Origin of the sequence: Streptomyces sp. NPDC126499 (assembly GCF_040302485.1) — a bacterium.
Classification (GTDB): domain Bacteria; phylum Actinomycetota; class Actinomycetes; order Streptomycetales; family Streptomycetaceae; genus Streptomyces.
Genome location: NZ_JBEOUO010000004.1, coordinates 210,731 through 230,349 on the forward strand (window position 1 = coordinate 210,731; position 19,619 = coordinate 230,349).

General features: G+C 72.6%; 18 protein-coding genes and 1 pseudogene. 7 read left to right on the plus strand and 12 right to left on the minus strand.

Translation table 11 applies throughout. From position 1 onward, the window contains the following. Nucleotides 1–2: 2 nt before the first annotated feature. Nucleotides 3–668: a 4'-phosphopantetheinyl transferase superfamily protein gene (locus tag ABTZ91_RS07695; protein WP_352076215.1), complete on the plus strand. Its 666-nt coding sequence runs from the start codon at nucleotides 3–5 to the stop codon at nucleotides 666–668. Here ABTZ91_RS07695 and ABTZ91_RS07700 read toward each other — a convergent pair. The 3 genes from ABTZ91_RS07700 to ABTZ91_RS07710 form a co-directional block, all read right to left on the minus strand. Beyond that, nucleotides 649–2,496 (minus strand): glycosyl hydrolase family 18 protein, encoded by a 1,848-nt coding sequence (locus ABTZ91_RS07700; RefSeq protein WP_407077915.1) that lies wholly within the window; start codon nucleotides 2,494–2,496, stop codon nucleotides 649–651. The genes ABTZ91_RS07695 and ABTZ91_RS07700 overlap by 20 nt on opposite strands. A 123-nt stretch (nucleotides 2,497–2,619) precedes the next feature. After that, nucleotides 2,620–3,261: a response regulator transcription factor gene (locus tag ABTZ91_RS07705; protein WP_352076216.1), complete on the minus strand. Its 642-nt coding sequence runs from the start codon at nucleotides 3,259–3,261 to the stop codon at nucleotides 2,620–2,622. Next, a complete protein-coding gene (locus ABTZ91_RS07710; RefSeq protein WP_352076217.1) occupies nucleotides 3,258–4,454 on the minus strand; it encodes a histidine kinase in 1,197 nt (398 codons plus the stop codon). The genes ABTZ91_RS07705 and ABTZ91_RS07710 overlap by 4 nt, the downstream gene beginning before the upstream one ends. 173 nt (nucleotides 4,455–4,627) lie before the next feature. Between ABTZ91_RS07710 and ABTZ91_RS07715 the strand changes: the two genes are divergently transcribed. Continuing rightward, nucleotides 4,628–5,311, plus strand: a complete 684-nt coding sequence (locus ABTZ91_RS07715) for a hypothetical protein (RefSeq protein ID WP_352076218.1) — start codon at nucleotides 4,628–4,630, stop codon at nucleotides 5,309–5,311. Here ABTZ91_RS07715 and ABTZ91_RS07720 read toward each other — a convergent pair. Continuing rightward, nucleotides 5,231–5,803: a cob(I)yrinic acid a,c-diamide adenosyltransferase gene (locus tag ABTZ91_RS07720; protein WP_352076219.1), complete on the minus strand. Its 573-nt coding sequence runs from the start codon at nucleotides 5,801–5,803 to the stop codon at nucleotides 5,231–5,233. The genes ABTZ91_RS07715 and ABTZ91_RS07720 overlap by 81 nt on opposite strands. Nucleotides 5,804–6,032: 229 nt before the next feature. Here ABTZ91_RS07720 and ABTZ91_RS07725 point away from each other — a divergent pair, with 229 nt between their 5' ends. The 3 genes from ABTZ91_RS07725 (at nucleotide 6,033) to ABTZ91_RS07735 (ending at nucleotide 10,186) form a co-directional block, all read left to right on the plus strand. After that, on the plus strand, nucleotides 6,033–6,881 hold the full coding sequence (locus ABTZ91_RS07725) for a 3-hydroxyacyl-CoA dehydrogenase family protein (protein WP_352076220.1): 849 nt from the start codon (nucleotides 6,033–6,035) through the stop codon (nucleotides 6,879–6,881). 161 nt (nucleotides 6,882–7,042) lie between these two features. Beyond that, nucleotides 7,043–7,366 (plus strand): STAS domain-containing protein, encoded by a 324-nt coding sequence (locus tag ABTZ91_RS07730; RefSeq protein WP_352076221.1) that lies wholly within the window; start codon nucleotides 7,043–7,045, stop codon nucleotides 7,364–7,366. A gap of 183 nt (nucleotides 7,367–7,549) precedes the next feature. Continuing rightward, the gene (locus ABTZ91_RS07735; protein WP_352076222.1) at nucleotides 7,550–10,186 is read left to right on the plus strand and encodes an ATP-binding protein; all 2,637 of its coding nucleotides are present in this window, start codon (nucleotides 7,550–7,552) and stop codon (nucleotides 10,184–10,186) included. A gap of 102 nt (nucleotides 10,187–10,288) precedes the next feature. Here ABTZ91_RS07735 and nucS read toward each other — a convergent pair whose 3' ends face one another. Further along, the gene (nucS, locus tag ABTZ91_RS07740; protein ID WP_345485599.1) at nucleotides 10,289–10,978 is read right to left on the minus strand and encodes an endonuclease NucS; all 690 of its coding nucleotides are present in this window, start codon (nucleotides 10,976–10,978) and stop codon (nucleotides 10,289–10,291) included. 238 nt (nucleotides 10,979–11,216) lie between these two features. On the opposite strand from nucS, the gene ABTZ91_RS07745 reads away from it, so the two are divergent. After that, nucleotides 11,217–11,609, plus strand: coding sequence for an SCO5389 family protein (locus ABTZ91_RS07745; protein ID WP_351666312.1), 393 nt, complete (start codon nucleotides 11,217–11,219; stop codon nucleotides 11,607–11,609). 101 nt (nucleotides 11,610–11,710) lie between these two features. Here the strand turns inward: ABTZ91_RS07745 and ABTZ91_RS07750 are convergent, their stop codons facing one another. After that, on the minus strand, nucleotides 11,711–12,745 hold the full coding sequence (locus tag ABTZ91_RS07750; protein WP_352076223.1) for an LLM class flavin-dependent oxidoreductase: 1,035 nt from the start codon (nucleotides 12,743–12,745) through the stop codon (nucleotides 11,711–11,713). Nucleotides 12,746–12,956: 211 nt separating this feature from the next. Between ABTZ91_RS07750 and ABTZ91_RS07755 the strand changes: the two genes are divergently transcribed. Further along, nucleotides 12,957–13,283: an ATP/GTP-binding protein gene (locus ABTZ91_RS07755; protein ID WP_345485597.1), complete on the plus strand. Its 327-nt coding sequence runs from the start codon at nucleotides 12,957–12,959 to the stop codon at nucleotides 13,281–13,283. Nucleotides 13,284–13,322: 39 nt separating this feature from the next. On the opposite strand, the gene ABTZ91_RS07760 is transcribed toward ABTZ91_RS07755, so the two are convergent. The 6 genes and pseudogenes from ABTZ91_RS07760 to ABTZ91_RS07785 form a co-directional block, all read right to left on the minus strand. Then, nucleotides 13,323–14,150 carry an ABC transporter permease subunit gene (locus ABTZ91_RS07760; protein WP_352076224.1) on the minus strand — a complete coding sequence of 276 codons (828 nt, stop codon included), beginning with the start codon at nucleotides 14,148–14,150 and terminating at the stop codon, nucleotides 13,323–13,325. Next, complete coding sequence (locus ABTZ91_RS07765; RefSeq protein ID WP_352076225.1) at nucleotides 14,147–15,301, minus strand: ATP-binding cassette domain-containing protein; 1,155 nt, start codon at nucleotides 15,299–15,301, stop codon at nucleotides 14,147–14,149. Before ABTZ91_RS07765 ends, ABTZ91_RS07760 begins: the two co-directional genes overlap by 4 nt. A 211-nt stretch (nucleotides 15,302–15,512) precedes the next feature. Continuing rightward, complete coding sequence (locus ABTZ91_RS07770) at nucleotides 15,513–16,292, minus strand: ABC transporter permease (RefSeq protein WP_352076226.1); 780 nt, start codon at nucleotides 16,290–16,292, stop codon at nucleotides 15,513–15,515. A gap of 3 nt (nucleotides 16,293–16,295) precedes the next feature. Further along, on the minus strand, nucleotides 16,296–17,264 hold the full coding sequence (locus tag ABTZ91_RS07775; protein WP_352076227.1) for an ATP-binding cassette domain-containing protein: 969 nt from the start codon (nucleotides 17,262–17,264) through the stop codon (nucleotides 16,296–16,298). An 84-nt stretch (nucleotides 17,265–17,348) separates the two neighbouring features. Beyond that, a complete protein-coding gene (locus tag ABTZ91_RS07780; protein WP_352076228.1) occupies nucleotides 17,349–18,284 on the minus strand; it encodes a cellulose-binding protein in 936 nt (311 codons plus the stop codon). Between the two features lie 114 nt (nucleotides 18,285–18,398). Beyond that, nucleotides 18,399–19,619 (minus strand): annotated as a pseudogene (locus ABTZ91_RS07785) (hypothetical protein); the annotation flags it as partial.

Genomic DNA, 19,619 nt, shown 5'->3' on the forward strand with positions numbered 1-19,619 from the left:
ATGTGTGGACCGCCCGGGCCGTTTCCGTTTCCCCGGACCGGCTCCGGCTGCTCGACGACCGCGAGCGACGGGTGTACGGGTCGCTGCTGCGGGAGGCCGACCGCGCGCTGTACCTGACCGCGCACGCCTTGCTGCGGCGGGTCCTCGGCGAGGTCCTGGACCGGGATCCGGCGGGGCTCGTCTTCGCCGCCGGCCCGCACGGCAAGCCGTACCTGGAGGACGCCCCGGTCGAGTTCTCGCTCTCGCACTCGGGGGAGCGGGTGGCGGTGGCGCTGACCTCGGGCACCCCGGTGGGGGTGGACGTGGAGCGGGTCACCGATCTGGCCGGGCTGCCGCTGCCGGTGCTGTCCGGCGAGGAGCGGACCGTGTTCGATCGCGTACCGGAGCCGGAGCGGGCGGCCGCCTTCACCGCGTACTGGGTGCGCAAGGAGGCGGTCCTGAAGGCGACCGGTGAGGGGCTGCGGGTGGATCCCGCGCGGCTCACCGTCTCGGCCCCCGACCGGCCGGCGGAGCTGCTCGGCTGGCGGGGGCGGGACGGCGTACAGCCGCACCGGAGGGTGCGGCTGTACGACCTGGACGCGGGGGAGGGATACCGGGGGGCCGTCGCCCTGCTGGGGGGCGGGGCCCACCGGATCGTCGTGCGGACGGTCAGCTCAGTCCGCTGTTGAGGGCGCCGACCAGCTCGCCGTTGGAGGTGTCCCCGCTGAACTCCCAGAAGAAGGCGCCGCCCAGGCCCTGGTTCTTGGCCCAGCCCATCTTCGAGGTGACGGTGGCGGGGGTGTCGTAGCTCCACCAGTTGGTGCCGCAGTGGGCGTAGGCGGTGCCGGCGACGGTGCCGTTGGCCGGGCAGGAGTTCTTGAGGACCTTGTAGTCCTCGATGCCCTGCTCGTAGGTGCCGGCGGCGGGTCCGGTGGCGGCGCCGCCCGGCTCCTTCTGGGTGACTCCGGTCCAGCCCCGGCCGTAGAAGCCGATGCCGAGCAGCAGCTTGTTCGCCGGGACGCCCTTGGCCTTGAACTTGGCGATCGCCTCGGCGGAGTTGAAGCCCGCCTGCGGGATGCCGGGGTACGAGGTGAGCGGGGAGTGCGGGGCCGTCGGGCCCTTCGCCGCCCAGGCGCCGAAGAAGTCGTACGTCATCACGTTGAACCAGTCCATGTACGGCGCCGCGCCCGCGTAGTCGGTGGCGTCGATCTTGCCGCCGGCGGAGGCGTCGGCCGTGACGGCCGCGGTGACCAGGTTGTTCGCGCCGAACTTGGCGCGCATGGCCTGCATCATGTTCTTGAAGGCGTTCGGACCGCTGGTGTCACAGGTCAGACCGCAGGCGTTGGGGTACTCCCAGTCCAGGTCGATGCCGTCGAAGACGTCGGCCCAGCGCGGGTCCTCCACCAGGTCGTAGCAGGACTGGGCGAAGGCGGTCGGGTTCTGCACGGCCTGGCCGAAGCCGCCGGACCAGGTCCAGCCGCCGAAGGACCAGAGGACCTTGATGTGCGGGTAGGCCTTCTTCAGCTTGCGCAGCTGGTTGAAGTTGCCGCGCAGCGGCTGGTCCCAGGTGTCGGCGACGCCGTCGACGGACTGGTCGGCGGTGTAGGCCTTGTCGTAGTCGGCGTAGGCGTCGCCGATGGTGCACTTGCCGCCCTGGACGTTGCCGAAGGCGTAGTTGATGTGGGTGATCTTGGACGCGGAGCCCGAGGTCACGATGTTCTTGACGTGGTAGTTGCGGCCGTAGACGCCCCAGTTGGTGAAGTAACCCATCTTCACCGTGCTGCCGGGCTGCGGGTTGCCCCCGCCGCCCGTGGTGCGCACGGAGACGGCGCCGCTGGCCGGGCCGGTCTGGTCGGCGGTGTCGCGGGCGACCACGGTGTAGCTGTAGTCGGTGCCGGCGGTGAGCCCGGTGTCGGTGTACGTCAGGCCGGTGACCGTGGCGACGGTGGTGCCGCCGCGCCTGACGTCGTAGTTCTTGATGCCCTTGTCGTCGGTGGCGGCCGTCCAGGTGAGCTTCACCGAGGTGTCGGTGACGGCCGAGGCGACGGGCGTGCCGGGGGCGGAGGGGGCGCTGTCGCCGGGCTGGGTGGAGCCGTCGCAGGAGCCGCCGTTGACCTTGCAGCCGCTGGGCGAGCCGGAGCCCGTGCCGTTGAAGCCGAAGGAGATGGTGGCGCCGGGGGCGAGGGTGCCGTTCCAGCCGACGTTCTTGGCGGTCCAGTGGGTGCCGGAGCCGGTGACGGTGGCGTCCCAGGCGGAGGTGACCGTGGTGCCGGAGGGGAAGTCCCACTCCACGGTCCAGGAGGAGAGGGTGGTGGTGCCGGTGTTCTTCACCGTCCACTTGCCCTCGAAGCCCGATCCCCAGTCGGAGACCTTGGTGTACGTGGCGGTGGCGGAGGTGGCCGCCTCGGCGGGGGCGGCGAGACCGACCATGGCGGCCAGGGGCAGGGCGAGGGCGGTCAGACCGGCGGCGATCCGGTGTCTGAAGCCCGCTCTGCGCGTCGGTGCTTGAGTGCTCAACGGTGCTCCTCAAGTTGCGGACGGACAAAGGTGGGGGTGGTCCGTGGAGATGCGCGCGCCCCGCGAGCGTAGGAAGGTCTGGACCAATCGTCAAGAGGTCCAGACCAACGTCACCCACCGCGCCTACAATCCCAACTCCCTGGCCAGAACCGCCGCTTGCACCCTGCTTCGCAGCTCCAGCTTGCCCAGCACCTTCGACACGTGGGTCTTCACCGTTGCCTCCGCCATCTCCAGACGTACCGCGATCTCCGCGTTGGACAGCCCCGCGCCGAGCGCCGCCAGCACCTCCCGCTCCCGGGGCGTCAGCGTGTCGAGGACACCCGGAGGCGCCGGGGCCGGCCGGCTCGGCGCGGCGAACTCGGCGATCAGCCGCCGGGTCACCGCCGGCGCGATCAGACCCTCGCCGCGCGCCACCGTCCGCACCGCCTCCACCAGGTCCTTCGCGTCCGTGTTCTTCAGCAGGAAGCCCGCCGCACCCGCCCGCAGCGCCCCGAACACGTACGCGTCGAGGTCGAAGGTGGTCAGCACCAGCACGTCGGCGAGCCCCTCCGCCACCACCTGCCGGGTCGCCGACACCCCGTCGAGCTTCGGCATCTGTACGTCCATCAGGACCAGGTCGGGGCGCAGCTCGCGGGCCAGCTCCACCGCCCGCTCACCGTCCGCCGCCTCGCCCACCACCTCGATGTCGGGCGCGCTGCCCAGGATCAGCACGAGCCCCGCCCGTACCGCGCTCTGGTCCTCGGCGACCACGATCCGGATCGTCATCCCTCCGGCGTCCTCTCCTCGGCGGGCAGCACGGCCCGCACCTGCCACGTCTTCGTCCCGTCCCCGTCCGGCACGGGCCCCGCCTCGAACTCCCCGCCGAGCAGCGCCACCCGCTCCCGCATGCCGACGAGCCCGGCCCCCGAGCCCGGCGCACGAGGACCGGGACGGTCCCCGAAGGGGCTGGTCACCCGGACCGTCAGCGCACCGGCGTCCCGGGCCAGGTGCACGGCGACCGGTCCGGCCGAGGCGTGCTTGAGGGCGTTGGTCAGCGACTCCTGCACGATCCGGTAGGCGGCGAGCTCGACCGGCGCGGGAAGCCGCTCGTCCGTCTCCTCGCGGGTGTCGTCGAGCGTGAAGGTGAGACCGCTGGTCGAGCCGTTCGTCCTGGCCTGGTCGAGCAGCGCGTCCAGGCCCGCGAGGGTGGGCGCGGCGGCCGGCTCGGCGTCACCGCTGCTGTCCCGCAGCAGGCCGATGAGCCGCCGCATCTCGGCGAGACCCGCCACGCTGTTCTCCCGGATCACGCCCAGCGCGGTCCGGGTGGTGCCGGGGTCGTCGAGCGACAGCGCGGCCGTGGAGTGGATGGCGATCGCCGAGAGGTGGTTGGCCACCATGTCGTGCAGCTCGCGGGCCATCCGGGCGCGTTCGGCGACCACCGCCTGGGTGCGGTCCATCTCGGCGAGCAGGGCGGTCTGTTCGGCGCGCAGCCGGGCGGCGTCGGCGGCCTGCCGGTGGTTGCGCACCACGGCGCCGGTGAGTGCCGGCAGGAAGCAGACGATGCCGCTGGCCAGGCCGATCAGGAGGGCGATGGCGTTCTGCCACCACACCAGGAAGCCGATGGTGACGCCGACGGTGATCAGACCCGTGGTGTACGGGATGCGGCGGGCCGAGGCGGGCGGCCCGTACACGACGGCGGCGTAGACCACGTCCGTGAACATCAGGATGGTCAGGACGTTGCCGTGGGTGAACTCGTTCGCCACGACGGTGACCGTGCCGACCAGCAGGGCCGTGCGCGGCAGGGTGCGGCGGACCGTCTCCGCCGCGGTCATCACGAGCAGCGGGACCAGGGGCGCCCAGCGGGTCTCGACGACGGCGTCCGTACGGACCACCATGCCGAAGCCCCACAGCAGCAGGCCGCAGGCCAGACCACAGGCGGCGATGAGCAGGTCGACGCGGTGCGGGCGGGGGAGTCTCACCCCCCCATCCAACACGCCGCGGGCCGCCGGGACGTCGCCGTCCGGGCCGATTCGCGGCGCGCCGTCCCTCCGTCGAAGGATGTAGACGCACCTCGTCGCTCGCGACGACGAAACGCGCTCGGCGGCACGGAAGGCTGGGAGGGACAACGGGGGAGACCGGAAGGAGCCTGGTCGTGATCGTCACGCTCATCGTCGTCTGCGAGGTCGGATTCTGGGTGCTGCTCGCCGCGGGCCTCGCCACGCGCTATCTGCTGAAGATGCCGCGCACCGGCCTCGCGCTGCTGCTCTGCGAGCCGCTCCTCGAGGTCCTGCTGCTCGTGGTGACCGCGGTCGACCTCAAGAACGGTGCCGAGCCGAGCTGGCGGCACGGCCTGGCCGCCGTCTACATCGGCTACACCGTCGGCCACGGCCACCGCACCGTGAAGTGGCTCGACGGCCATGCCGCCCACCGCCTGGGCGGCGGCCCGAGGCCCGCCGGCCCGCCGAGGTACGGCCGGGCCCGTGCCCGCCACGAGGGCGAGGTCTGGCTCGGCTCGGTGGTCGCCGGCGCGGTCGCGTCCGCCCTGCTGCTCGGCGCGATGTGGTACGTCGGCGACGCCGGCGACACGTCCTCGCTGAAGAGCTGGCTGTACGGGGCCTGGCGGGCCGTCGGGATCCACGGCCTGATCGCCCTCAGCTACGCGATCTGGCCGAAGAAGGCGCCGGAGGAGACGGCGCGCAGGGCGTCGGAGAAGGCACCGGCGCACGCCCCGGAGGAGAAGAGGGCCGGGAAGGGCTCAGCGGTCGCCGCCCGGCACCCACAGGACGTCGCCGACCTCCCGGTTGGCGGTCCGCGCAAGGATGAAGAGCAGGTCTGAGAGCCGGTTGAGGTACGTGGCGGTCAGCGGGTTCATCGTCTCCCCGTGCACCTCCATGGCCGCCCAGGTCGAGCGCTCCGCGCGCCGGACCACCGTGCACGCCTGGTGCAGCAGCGCCGCACCGGGCGTGCCGCCGGGCAGGATGAAGGAGCGCAGCTTCTCCAGCGGCTCCAGGAAGCGGTCGCAGTCCGCCTCCAGCTTGTCGATGTAGGACTGCTCCACCCGCAGCGGCGGGTACTTCGGGTCCTCGACGACCGGCGTGGACAGGTCCGCGCCCACGTCGAACAGGTCGTTCTGGACGCGGACGAGGACCTTCACGACCTCCTCGTCGAGCTGTCCGAGGGCGACGGCCGTGCCGATCACGGCGTTGGCCTCGTTGGCGTCGGCGTAGGCCGCGATCCGCAGATCGGTCTTGGCGGTCCGGCTCATGTCGCCCAGGGCGGTGGTGCCCTGGTCGCCGGTGCGGGTGTAGATGCGCGTCAGATTGACCATGCGACCACCCTAGTTTCGCGCCGGCCTTCCGGACCGTGCCTGTGCCGATGGTCACGGCGCCGGGTGCGGCGCTACGCCGTGCGGGCGTAACCGGCCTGTCGCGAGTGTGACGTCCGTCAAACGGGACGTGACGCGCCTTACTTCTCGGTCACAACGCCGCCCGCGCCCGCTAATCTCCGCCGGAGAGCCAGAAGTGAACAGTTGTCGTGGGCATTGAGGGGTGGAAGACGTGGCCAGGAAGCTCGCCGTCATCGGGGCCGGACTCATGGGGTCCGGCATCGCGCAGGTCTCGGCCCAGGCAGGCTGGGACGTCGTCCTGCGCGACGTCACCGACGCCGCGCTCACCCGGGGCACCGACGCCATCAAGACCTCCTACGAGCGCTTCGTCGCCAAGGGCAAGCTCGACGCCGCCGACGCCGAGGCCGCGCTCGGCCGGATCACCGCGACCACCGAGCTCGACGCCGTCGCCGACGCCGACGTCGTCGTCGAGGCCGTCTTCGAGAAGCTCGAGGTCAAGCACGAGATCTTCCGCGCCCTCGACAAGGTCGCCAAGGACGGCGCCGTCCTCGCCTCCAACACCTCCGCCATCCCGATCACCAAGATCGCCGCGGTGACGGAGCGCCCCGAGGCCGTCGTCGGCACGCACTTCTTCTCGCCGGTCCCGATGATGCAGCTCTGCGAGCTCGTCCGCGGCTACAAGACCAGCGACGAAACCCTCGCCACCGCCCGTGAGTTCGCCGAGTCCGTCGGCAAGACCTGCATCGTCGTCAACCGCGACGTGGCCGGCTTCGTCACCACCCGCCTCATCACGGCGCTCGTCGTCGAGGCCGCCAAGCTCTACGAGTCGGGCGTGGCCACCGCCGAGGACATCGACATCGCCTGCAAGCTCGGCTTCGGGCACGCCATGGGCCCGCTCGCCACCACCGACCTCACCGGCGTCGACATCCTCGTCAACGCCACCAGCAACATCTACGCCGAGACCCAGGACGAGAAGTTCGCACCGCCGGAGCTGATGCGCCGGATGGTGGACGCGGGTGACATCGGCCGCAAGAGCGGGCAGGGCTTCTACAGCTACTGAGCCGCACGGCGGTTCCGCACAGGGGTCCGACCGCCCCCGCACCATCGCCCTCAGGGGTGAATTTCGATATCGGTTCGCTTACAAGGCGCAACGCTTCTGCCCATCCGGCAGTCAAGCGTTGCGTGGACGGGCACACGACGGAGCACTCCCGGGGAGCGCATATGCACATCAGGGGCGACCACACCGAGCTGGTCGTCGGGGGCCGCCTCGACGTCCGCAGCGCGGCGGACGCCCGAACGGTCCTGCACTCGGCGGTCGACGACGGCGTCGGCGACCTCGTGCTCGACCTGACCGGCCTCGACTCCTGGGACGCCACCGGGCTCGGCGTCATCATGGGCGCCCACCGCCGGGCCGGCCGCTGCGGCCGCCGGCTGGTGCTGCGCGGAGTGCCGCCCCAGATGCAGCGCCTGCTCGTCGCCACCCGGCTGCACCGCATCCTCGCCATCGAGGGCGGCCTGGCCGCCGAGTCGCTGCCCCGGGTCTGAACGGACGTCACGTCACAGCCGCGACACGCGGCTGTGAAGCCACTGTGAGAACCAGGCGTCACGCGCAATCCTCACAAGACCGTGACGTCTTGGGCTCGGTGCCACCCCGACTGTTCCCGGAGGTCGGACAACCGTCTAGGGTCGGCTCGCCTGCACATCGCCCGCCGCTTGGGAGCTTGGACCATGGACCCGATCAACCGGGGACCGGAGGAATACGGTCACGACGCCGAGGGCGCGGACACCCGCCCCGGACACGCCGTACCCACGCCCGCGTCCACCGCCCCCGCCCGGGTGCGCACCGCCCGGCTCGTCTCCGGCGGCCTCCTGCTCAACGTCAACCCCCTCGACGGCAGCGAGATCGAGGTCTGCCCGCCCGGCGAGCAGCCCCCCGCCCCCCGCCGCCGCACCGACCGGGAGCGCGCCGAGGCCGCCCGCGCGGCCAACCCGCCCGTACCGCCCGGGCCCGCGGCCCCCGCCCTTCCGCTGCTCGAACGGCAGGAACAGCGCGACCAGCTCGTCCACCACCTCCGCCGGGGCCGCTCCGCCCGGCTCACCGGCCCCGCCGGCTCCGGCCGCACCACCCTCCTCGACGCCGTCGCCGCCGACTGCGCCGACATCGCCCCCGACGGCGTCGTCCGGCTCTCCGGCCACCACCGCACCCCCACCGACCTGCTGTACGAGCTCTTCCACGCCGTCCAGCACGCCCCCGGCTACCGGCCCGACCGCGAGGAACTCCTCATCGAGGTCCGCGGCATCGGCGCCATCGTCGTCGTCGACGACCTGGAGTTCGGCGGCGCCGCCCTCGACGAACTGCTCGCCGCCACCCCCGACTGCGCCTTCCTCTTCGCCGCGACCCCCGACACCCCCGCCGCCTCGCCCGAGGCCGCCCTCGAAGAGGTCGAGCTCCCCGGACTCGGCCGCGCCGCCGCCGTCACCCTCCTGGAGAGCGCCGTCGGCCGCTCCCTCACCGAGGACGAGGCCAACTGGGCGGGCGACCTCTGGTTCGAGTCCGAAGGACTGCCGCTCCGCTTCGTCCAGGCCGGCGCCCTCCTCCGGCAGCGCGACCGGCTCCGCGTCGGCCCCGCCGAGTTCGACGCCTTCGGCGCCCTGGAAGAGGCCTTCGGCCCCTCCGGCGGCACCGGCACCGCCCCCCGCGCGGCCTCGGGCCCCGCCGATGACCCCGACGTCGAGGTCCGCGACATACCGCTGCCCAGCCTCGGCGAGGGCGCCGCCCCGGCCGCCCTCCTCGCCTCCCGGCTCGGCCGCGCCGCCCAGGAGACCCTGCGCTTCGCCGTCGCCCTCGGCGGCGAGGTGCCCCACCAGGCGCACCTGCCCGCCCTCGTCGGCGACACCCACGCCGACGCCGCCGTCGGCGAGCTCATGTCCTGCGGCCTGCTCTCCCCGGTCGGCACCCGCTACCGGCTCGCCGCCGGCGTCCTCACCCAGCTGCTCGCGCGGAACTACGAACCCGACCCCGCGGCCCGCGCCCACACCGTCGCCCAGCACTACGCCTGGTGGGCCGGACATCCCTCCGTCAGCCCCGAGCGCGCCACCGCCGAGGCCGACTCCCTGCTCGCCGCCCTCACCGCGCTCGTCCCCGGCACCGCACCCGAGCACCCGGCCACCGCCGTCCAGCTCGCCCGCGCCGCCGCGCCCGCCTTCGCCGCCGGCCTGCACTGGAGCGCCTGGGAACGCGTCCTGCGCGGCGGCCAGGAGGCCGCCCGCCTGGCCGGCGAGGTCGCCGAAGAGGCCTTCTTCCACCACGAGCTGGGCATCCTCGCGCTCTGCCGGGGCAGCCTCCAGCGGGCCCGCGCCGAGCTGGAGGCCTCCATCGCCCTGCGCGGCGCGCTCGCCGACAAGCGCGGCACCGTCGCCGGCCGCCGGGCCCTCGCGCTCGTCGCCGACCTGGCCGGCGAGACCGCCCCGGTGGAACCCGCCGCCCCGGCCACGCCGCCCGCGGGCACACCGGCCGCGGGCATGTCGGCCGCCACCCCGTCGGGCCCCCGGCCCCCGGCCCTGCCGCGCCGCGAAGGCCCCGCCTCGCCGCCCCGCGGCATCCCGGTGACCGCCCCGCTCCCGGCCAAGCCCGCCAAGCCGGCCTTCCCCGACCTCGCCCCGCCGACCCCGCCGCGCTCCTTCCCGGCCTTCATGGCGGAGCCCCCGGCCGGCGTCGGCGCCGTGGGCGGTGCCGTGGGCTCCGGCCCGGGACCCGGCCCGGCTCCGGCCCCCGCCCCGGACGACGAGCGGCCCGGCGGCCTGCGCAAGGGCATCCTCACCGGAGCCCGCCGCAACCTGACCGCCGTGGGCGCGGGCGCCCTCCTCGTCGCCGTCCTCGGCACCGTGGTGACCCTCGGCGCCACCTCCGGCGACGGTACCGACCCCGGAGCCGACCGGGTCACCTCCGACCGCACCGCGACCCCGGACGGCACGGACGACGGCACCGGCGGCGAGACCGAGCCCGCCGACGAGGCGACCGACCGCCCCTCCGGCCCGGCGTCCCCCGGCCCGACCGGCACGGCGTCCCCGGGCGCGACCGGCCCGGCCACCGGCTCCCCGCGACCGACGGACTCGCCGTCCGCGACGGACAGCGGCGAGCCGGGCGACCCGACGAAGTCGCCGCCGCGCCCGACGATGTCGCCGACGGGATCGCCGTCCCCGAAGCCCACGCCGCCGTCCCCTTCGACCACCCCGCCCACGGACCCGCCCACGGAGACGGCGACCCCGACGCCCACCGACGCCGGCACCCCCAGTGGTTCCACCTCCGCCTCGGCCTCCGGCTCCCAGTCCGCTCCCTCCACCGGCAGCGGCGCCCCGGCCTGACCCGCTCACGCCGAAGGCCCGGGTGCGCTCACCGCACCCGGGCCTTCGACACGTATCCCGTACGCGTGTCCCGTACGCGTTTCCGTACGTACGTACCGGGGGTCAGAACAGCCGCAGCTTGTCGTCCTCGATCCCGCGCAGCGCGTCGTAGTCCAGCACCACGCAGTCGATCCCGCGGTCGGTCGCGAGCACCCGGGCCTGCGGCTTGATCTCCTGGGCCGCGAAGATGCCCTTCACCGGCGCCAGGTGCGGGTCGCGGTTGAGCAGCTCCAGATAGCGCGTCAGCTGCTCCACGCCGTCGATCTCGCCGCGCCGCTTGATCTCCACCGCGACCGTCGCGCCGTCGGCGTCCCGGCACAGGATGTCCACCGGGCCGATGGCGGTCGGGTACTCGCGGCGGACCAGCGTCCAGCCCTCGCCCAGCGTCTCGATGCGGTCCGCGAGGAGCTCCTGGAGGTGCGCTTCCACGCCGTCCTTGATGAGACCCGGGTCGACACCCAGCTCGTGCGAGGAATCGTGGAGGATCTCCTCCATCGTGATGATCAGTTTCTCGCCCGCTTTGTTGATCACGGTCCAGACCGCCGCCGCCCCGTTCTCCACGGCCTCGCCGTCGACGGATTCCTTCAGCGTGCAGGGCGGCGACATCCAATTGAGCGGTTTGTACGCCCGGTCGTCCGCGTGGATCGAGACGCTGCCGTCGGCCTTGACCAGGATCAGACGGGGGGCGGAGGGCAGGTGGGCCGTGAGCCGGCCCGCGTAGTCCACGGAGCAACGGGCAATGACGAGACGCATGGTCCGCAACGCTACAAGACGTACGCCGCTCTACGCGATTCGGTCCGTAACGCCCGCCGGGCGTACGCCCAACACCCGTCGCTTATTGGCCGGTTGTGTGCCCAATCTCCTGGTGCGGTCAGGACCCGGCCCTTACCGTGGAGGACAGGAGGTCGTCGCCCGTGCACGCTGCGTGCGCGCCGCCGGCCCCTGTCCCTGCCCGCAAGACCCCGCTCGCGGGGTCGCGAGAGGAGAACCCATGTCGCTCGACGTCTCACCGGCGCTGTTGGAACAGGCCGAGCGAGGCGAGGTCGACGAAGCCGACTTCGTCGACTGCGTCCGGACCTCCCTGCCCTACGCATGGGAGATGATCAGTTCTCTGGTGGCACAGCTGAAGGTCGACGGCGGAGAGTTCGCCGACAACCAGACGCCGCCGCCGGACGAGCAGGCACGCGGCCAGCTGCTGCGTGCACTCGCGAGCGATGCCATCCGCGGTGCGCTGCAGCGGCACTTCGGGGTACGTCTCGCCTTCCAGAACTGCCACCGGGTGGCGGTCTTCCCGCTGGACCCGTCGGTGGACGAGCGACTCGCCCGCTTCACCTCCATCCGGGGGCAGCTTCTCAACCAGTCGCCGGAACTGCGCGACTGCTGACAGGCCTGGTGTCGCCGCTCCGCATCGCGGGAGAACGCAAGGGATGCCGGGGCGGCGGCACGGTCCCGCACCACCGTGAACCGTCACCAGGCGATGAGCCGTCACACCAGCCGGGGCAGCACCTCGGCGCCCAGGCGCCGCACGTTCTCCTCCGTCGCCGCGAGGTCGCCCGAGCCCTCGGCGAGCAGTGCGAAGCGGGTGATGCCCGTACGCTCGGCGGTCGCCGCGAGCCGGTCCGCCGCACTCCGGGGCGTGCCCACCGGGTGCAGCCCGCACAGCAGCTCCGTGTACGCGACCGGGTCACGCATCGCGCGCCGGCGGCCGTCCACGGTCACATGCGCGTCCAGGCCCTGCTTCAGCCAGCCGGGCATCGCCTTCACCAGCGCCTCCGCCGCGTCCGCGGCGCGGTCGGCGATCTGGGCCACGCCGGCCGACACATGGCCGGCGCCGATCCGCGCGATCTCGTCCGGGTCGCGCCCCGCCTCCCGCGCGTACCGCTGCCAGCAGGCCACCATCTCGGCCTTCTCCTCGTCCCCGCAGTGCATGCCGAGCAGCATCGGCAGGCCCCGCTCGGCGGCCAGCCGCACACTGCGCTGCGAGGTGCAGGCGACCACCACCTCGGGGGCGGCCGGGCCGCCGATGAGCTCGCCCGGCGCGGGCACGACCGCCACCTCGCGGAAAGCGAATCGTTCCCCCTGGGCGCCGACCCGGGGCTCCGAGAGCCAGCGGAGCAGCAGATCGAGGGACTCGGGGAAGTCCCGCTCGTACGCGGGCAGTCCCGAGCCGAAGACCTCCAGGTCCACCCAGGGCCCGCCCCGGCCCACCCCGAGGGTGAACCGGCCGCCCGAGGTGACGTGCAGCAGCGCCGCCTGCTCGCCCAGCGCCACCGGATGCACGCTCGGCAGCACGCTGACCGCCGTGCCGATCCGGATCCGGCGGGTGCGGCCCAGGAGCAGTGCCGCCAGGGTGACGGCCGAGGGACACACCCCGTACGGCACGAAGTGGTGCTCGGCCAGCCAGACGGAGTCGAGCCCCGCCTCCTCGGCGACCTCGGCGGTCCGCACCGCGCGATGCAGTGCTTCCCCCTGGCCCTGCCCCGGGAACTGGGCGGCCAGTACGAACGTACCCACGCGCATCGAATCTGCCTCCTCGCGGACGGCGCGTCTCCCCCTCGGACTTCCCCACGTACCGGCAACAACGTCTGACACGTGCCAAAGGCAACGGCCCTTCATGAAGTTCTTGCGATTTTCCGCTGATCCCCGTCGGGCGGGGCAGGGGGCACCCCGTCGCGGCCCGTACGCTGGACGGAACCGTCCGTGTTCCCGTACCCCCCAGTGAGGTGTCGAAGTGTCCCCGCGCCACAACCGCCCCCGTGGCGGCGCGAAGCCCACAGCACAGGGTGATCCGGGAGAGCGGTACGGCGGTGTGCAGCGCACCGAGAGCTGGCAGGGCGAGGAGTGGTACGTCCGCCTCGTGGCCGGGGCGAGCGCGCCCGGCAAGCGCTACCGCTGCCCCGGCTGCGACCAGGAGATCCCGTCCGGCGCCCCGCACCTGGTGGCCTGGCCGGAGTACGGCGGCGTCGACGACCGCCGCCACTGGCACAAGGCGTGCTGGAACGCGAAGGACCGCCGCACCACCCGGGTGCAGCGGTCCCGCAACGCGCCTCGGTACTGAGGCCCGGCGTCCCGGGCCTTCCGAACGGGTGTCCGCCGGCTACACGTCCCGGCTGTTGAGCAGCGCGAACGCGGCACCGAGCACGGCCGCCGTGAGCCCGGCCATGATCAGCACCGGCTCCCAGCCGGCCGGACCCTGGTCGTTGAACGGCGCCGCCTCGCTGTAGAGCGCGATCATCTGCGACGGGATCGCGTACATGAACAGCGTCTCCTGCACCGAGCGCAGCGCCTCGGAGAACATGAACAGCGCCGCCACCAGCGGCAGCAGCAGGACCCCGATCATCACCGTGATCGCACCCGCCGAATGCCGCATGATCGCGCCGACGGCCATCGCGAGCAGTCCGAGCAGCGCCAGGAACAGCCCCACGCCGACGGTGGCCCGCAGCCACTGCGCGCCGGTCGGCTCGACCGCGTCGACCAGGGCCACCTGGGCGGCGGCGACCACCGCCGCCATCACCGTGACGAGCGTGAAGACCAGCACGAAGAAGACGATCGCCTTCGCCGTGAGCACCCGCGACCGGCTGGGGCAGGCGGTCAGCGTCGTACGGATCATGCCCGTGCCGTACTCGGAGCTGATGCTGAGCACGCCGAGCGTCATCACGCAGATCGAGGCCGGCAGCATGCCGAAGAAGCCGAGCCCGAGCGCGGACTCCTCCGACATCTCCGGTCCCGCGGCGGCGGCGACCGCGCCCACCGCGAGGCCGATGCCCAGCATCAGCAGCACCATGATCCCCACCGTCCACATCGTGGAGCGCACCGAGCGGATCTTGGTCCACTCGGAGGCCAGCGCGTCACCGAGGTGCGCCCGGCGGACCGGGATGGGGGAGACGTAGGCGTACGGGGCCGGCTGCGGGGTCGGGGCGGTCATCGGGCGTCCTCGGGGTTCTGGCTCTGGTCCGGGCTCTGCGCGGAGGGATTCGGCGCGGTCGGGTTCTGCCCGCCCGGGGCCGGCGCGTCCGGGCTCTGCGCGTACGGGTTCTGTCCGGGCGGCGGCGGGGCGTACCAGCCCTGCTGCGGCACCTCGGGGATCACGTACCCCTGGTCCTGCCGCTGGTGCCGCAGGTGCGGCGGCAGCGGCGGCTGGAGGTGGGCCAGGCGGTCGTCGGTGGAGCGGTAGTCCACCGCGCCCTGCGTCATCCGCATGTACGCCTCCTCCAGCGACGCCTGGTGCGGGGACAGCTCCCACAGCCGTACGTCCGCCTCGTGCGCCAGGTCGCTGATCCGCGGCAGCGGGAGGCCGGTGACCCGCAGCGCGCCGTCCGGCTCGGACAGCACGCCGGCGCCGGCCTCGGTGAGCACCGCGGTCAGCTTCTCCCGCTGCTGCGGCTCGGTCTGCGGGGTCCGCACCCGGGCGAAGTCCGCCGAGTTCGCCGAGATGAAGTCCTTCACGCTCATGTCCGCGAGCAGCTGCCCGCGGCCGATCACGATCAGATGGTCCGCGGTCAGCGCCATCTCGCTCATCAGATGGCTGGAGACGAAGACGGTGCGGCCCTCGGCCGCCAGCTTCTTCATCAGGTTGCGCACCCAGAGGATGCCCTCCGGGTCGAGGCCGTTGACCGGCTCGTCGAAGAGCAGCACCTGCGGGTCGCCGAGCAGCGCCGCCGCGATGCCGAGCCGCTGGCCCATGCCGAGCGAGAAGCCCTTGGAGCGGCGCCTGGCGACGTCCTGGAGGCCCACGACGCCCAGCACCTCGTCGACCCGCTGCGCCGGGATGCCGGCGAGCTGGGCGAGCGACAGCAGGTGGTTGCGGGCGCTGCGCCCGCCGTGCACCGCCTTGGCGTCGAGCAGCGCGCCGACCTGCCGGGGCGCGTTCGGAAGCTGCCGGAAGGGGTGCCCGCCGATGGTGACATGCCCGGACGTCGGCCGGTCCAGGCCGAGGATCATGCGCATGGTCGTCGACTTGCCCGAGCCGTTGGGACCCAGGAAGCCCGTGACGTGCCCGGGCCTCACCTGGAAGGAAAGGTTGTACACGGCCGTCTTGGCGCCGTAGCGCTTCGTCAGGCCGACTGCCTCGATCATTCTCCAGCCCCATCGACAGGTCAGGTCGTCGTCGGGGCGTCACGGCCGGCGGCCGGAGCCCCCCGTACGAGCGAAGAGCTTATCCAGCCGTTCACGGTTCCACCGATGCGTGAATCGTGACCTGGGGGGCGGACCAGGGTCGGGTCCGGGACGTCTCAGGGTCGGATCCGGGATGTCTCAGGGGCGGATCCGGGGACTTCTCGGGTCCCCCTCAGGCGTCGCGCTTCTTCAGCACCAGATAGCCGCCGATCAGCGCCGCCGCCACCCAGAGCAGCATGATCCCGAGGCCGCCCCACGGCCCGTACGGCGCCTTCTCCGAGCCCATCGCGTCCGGCACCACCTGCATGATCTTCGAGCCGGCCTGGTCGGGGAAGTAGCGGGCGACCTCCTTGGCCTTGGGCACCGCCGACAGGATCCGCGAGATCAGGAAGAAGAACGGCACCAGGATGCCGAGCGACAGCATCGAGGACCGCAGCATCGTCGCCACGCCCATCGAGAAGATCGCGATCAGGCCCATGTAGAGCCCGCCGCCGACCACCGCGCGCAGCACGTTGTCCGCGCCGAGGGTGGTGCGGTGCTCGCCGAGCAGCGCCTGGCCGAGGAAGAAGGACAGGAAGCTGGTCGCGAGCCCCACCGCCAGGGCCAGCGCACCGGCCACGGCGATCTTGGAGAAGAGGAAGCTCGCCCGCTGCGGCACGGCCGCCAGGGACGTGCGGATCATGCCCGACGAGTACTCGGTGCCCACCACGAGGACCCCGAAGACCACCATCGCCAGCTGCCCGAGCACCATCCCCGAGAAGCTGAGGAAGGTCGGGTCGAAGGTCGCCCGCTCCACCTCGGAGAGGTTGTCGAACTCCGACCTCATCAGCGCGCACAGCGCCGCGCTCATCGCCACCGTCACCAGCAGGGCGCTCGCCAGCGTCCACACCGTCGACGAGACCGTCCGGATCTTGGTCCACTCCGACCGGAGGACCGCGGATGCCGCTGCCATCGTTCAGGCTCCCTCGAAGCTCTCGCCCCAGCGGGGCACGGCCGCGCCACCGCCGCCGTGTACGTCCGTCCCGTGCGCGTGGTACTCCACCGCGCCCGCCGTCATCCGCATGAAGGCCTCCTCCAGGGAGGCCCGCTGGGCACTCAGTTCGTGCAGCACGATCTGGTGCGCGGCGGCCAGCTCGCCGAGCCGCTCCGTCGTCGTCCCGTCGACCTCCAGGACCCCGCCGCCCGCCTCGACCGCGACAAAACCGCCTGCGCGCAGCACGTCCCGCAGGCGTTCCTGCTGCGGCGAGCGCAGCCGGACGTAACTCCGGGAATTCCGCTGGATGAAATCCGCCATCGACGTGTCGGCCAGCAGCTTTCCCTGCCCGATCACGATCAGATGATCGGCCGTCAGCGCCATTTCACTCATGAGATGGCTGGAAACGAAGATCGTCCGGCCCTCCGCGGCCAGCGCCTTCATCAGATTGCGGATCCAGTGAATTCCCTCGGGGTCCAGACCATTGACGGGTTCGTCGAACATGAGGATCTCGGGATCCCCCAGCAACGCCGAGGCGATTCCCAGGCGTTGGCCCATGCCGAGCGAGAACCCCTTCGACTTCTTCCTCGCGACCGGCGTCAGACCCACCAGTTCCAACACCTCGTCGACCCGCCGCCGCGGAATGCGGTTCGCCTGGGCCAGACACAGCAGGTTGTTGTACGCGGAGCGGCCGCCGTGCATCGCCTTGGCGTCGAGCAGCGCCCCGATGTACTTCAGCGGCTCCCGCAGCTCCCGGTAGTGCCGGCCGTCGATCCGGACCGTCCCGCTCGTCGGGTTGTCCAGATCGAGCATCATCCGCATCGTGGTCGACTTGCCCGCCCCGTTCGGCCCCAGGAAGCCGGTGACCTGGCCCGGCCGTACGGTGAAGGTGAGATGGTCGACCGCCGTCTTCCGCCCGTAGCGCTTGGTGAGGCCCTCAAGCTCGATCATGCGTACCAACGTACGGGCACGCAAAACCCCCCGCCACCGGAGTGACGGGGGGTTTTGCCACGCGTCGGAACCCCGGGGCTTCGGTCAGCGCGACTGCTGGGCCGGGACGCCCGCGGTGCGCTCGTCGTCGATCGGGGAGCCGGCCGCCGCCACCGCGGCACCGGTCAGCGTCGCCAGCATCTCGCGCACGTTGGTCAGCTGCGCGTTGATGGAGTCGCGGCGGTTCGTCAGCGCCGCCAGCTCGCGCTCCGATTCGCTGCGGATCCGGTCCGCCTTGGCGTTCGCGTCGGCCACGATGTCCTCGGCCTGGCGCTGCGCGGTCTCCACCGTCTGACGGGCCCGGCGCTCCGCGTCCGTACGCAGCTTCTCGGCCTCCAGGCGCAGCTGCTCCGCCCGGTGCTCGATCTCCGCGAGGCGCTTCTCCGCCTTCGCCTGACGCGAGGCCAGGTCGCGCTCGGACTGCTCGCGGCGCTTGGCCAGGTTCGTCTCGAAGTCCGCGGCGGCCTGGGCGGCCTTGGCGCGGGTCTCCTCGAAGAGCGCGTCGGCCTCCTCGCGCTTCGACTGCGCGTCCTTCTGGGCCTCGGCACGCAGCGAGTTGGCCTCGCCCTGCGCCTTCTCGACGATCCGGACGCCCTCGTCCTCGGCCTTCGCCTTGCGCTCGGCCGCGAACGCCTCGGCGTCGTTGCGGACCTGCTGGGCGGCGGACTCGGCCAGCTCACGGTGCTGCTCGGCGGCGCGACGGGCCTCCTCGCGCAGGTCCTTCGCCTCCTCCTCGGCGAGCCGGAGGATCTTCTCGACGCGGGCGCCGAGACCGGCGTACGACGGCTCGGCGTCGCTGACCTGCGCCTGGGCGTTCTGCGTTTCGAGGTGAAGTTCCTCGATGCGCTTTTCCAGAGAGGTGATTCGGGCCAGAGCACTGTCACGGTCGGCGACGAGCTTGGTAATGCGGTCGTCCACCTGACCGCGGTCGTAACCACGCCGCACGAGCTCGAAGCCGAAGGGGGAGGAAGTGTCGCTCATGGGGTTCCTGTCGAATGAGACCGGTGAGGTGTTAGAGGGAATCCTAGGGGTCGAAGCGGCGTGTCATCGAGCGTATGCCCGTTTGATCTGGAGAATGTCCAGCCTTTTGAGTGGCTAGCCGTCGGAGGACTTGCCACCCGAACGGGTGGACCCCACGGCGGCGGCTGCCTTGGCCCCTTCCCGCGCGGCGGACTTGTCACCGCCGGACGGCGTCTCGAAAGACTCCAACGCTTCCAGGACGTCCTGGACACGGGAGATCTCGGCATTGATGTCCTCGCGCCGGCGCACCAGCACGTCCAGCTCGCGCTTGCCCTCGGACACCGTCTTCTCGGCCTCCCGCTCGGCCTCCGCCTTGATCCGTTCCGCCTCCGCGACGAGCGAGGCCTTCTTCTGCTCGGCCTCCTTCAGGAGCGCCTCGGCCCTCTTCACGGCGGCGATGCGCACCTTGCTCGCCTCCGAAGTCGCCTCCGAGACCAGCTCCCTGGCCTTCTCCTCGGCCTCCGCCCGCTGCTCCTCCGCGGCCTTCACCAGCTTGTCCACGCGCTCGCCGGCCGTCTTCATCTGCTCGGCCGTCTCGCGCCGCGCCCGCTCGTGCAGCTCCTCGATCTCCGCCTCGACCCGGGAGCGCAGCTCCTCCGCCCGCTCCCTTATGGCCGTCGCGTCGCTGCGCGCCCCGACAAGGAGCTCGTCGGCGTCCGTACGCGCCTTCTCCACCAGCGAGTTGCCCTCGATGGTCGCCTCGGTGACGATCCGCTCGGCCTCCTTGCGGGCCGCGCCGACCATCGTGTCCGCCTGCGCCTCCGCCTCGGTGGTGGCGCGCAGCGCCTCCTCCTGGGCCTTGGCCATCAGCTGGTCCGCCTGCTCGGCGGCGTCCGCGCGCCGCTTCGCGCCGGCCTCCCGCGCCTCGTCGAGCGTGCGGTCGGCCTCGGCGCGCGCGTCCGCCCGCATCTCCTCGGCCGCGGCCTGCGCCTCCGCCTTGACGCGCTCGGCCTCCGCGGCGATCCGCTCCGCCTCGGCCGTCGCCTCGCCCACGAGGGCGTCGGCCTGCTCGGCCGCCTCGGAACGGCGCTTGTCAGCGGCCTTGCGGGCCTCGTCCAGGATCCGGTCCGCGTCCGCGAGCGCGGCACTGCGCAGCGCCTGCGCGTGCGCCTCGCCGTCGACCTTGACCTGCTCCGCCTCGGTCCGCAGCCGCAGCGCCTCCTGCTCGGTCGACTCCAGGAGCTCGGCGGCCTCCGTCGTGATCCGTTCGGCTTCGGCCGTGGCCTCGCCGATGAGGGTGTCGGCCTGCTGGGCGGCGTCGGCGCGGCGCTTGTCGGCGGCCTTGCGGGCCTCGTC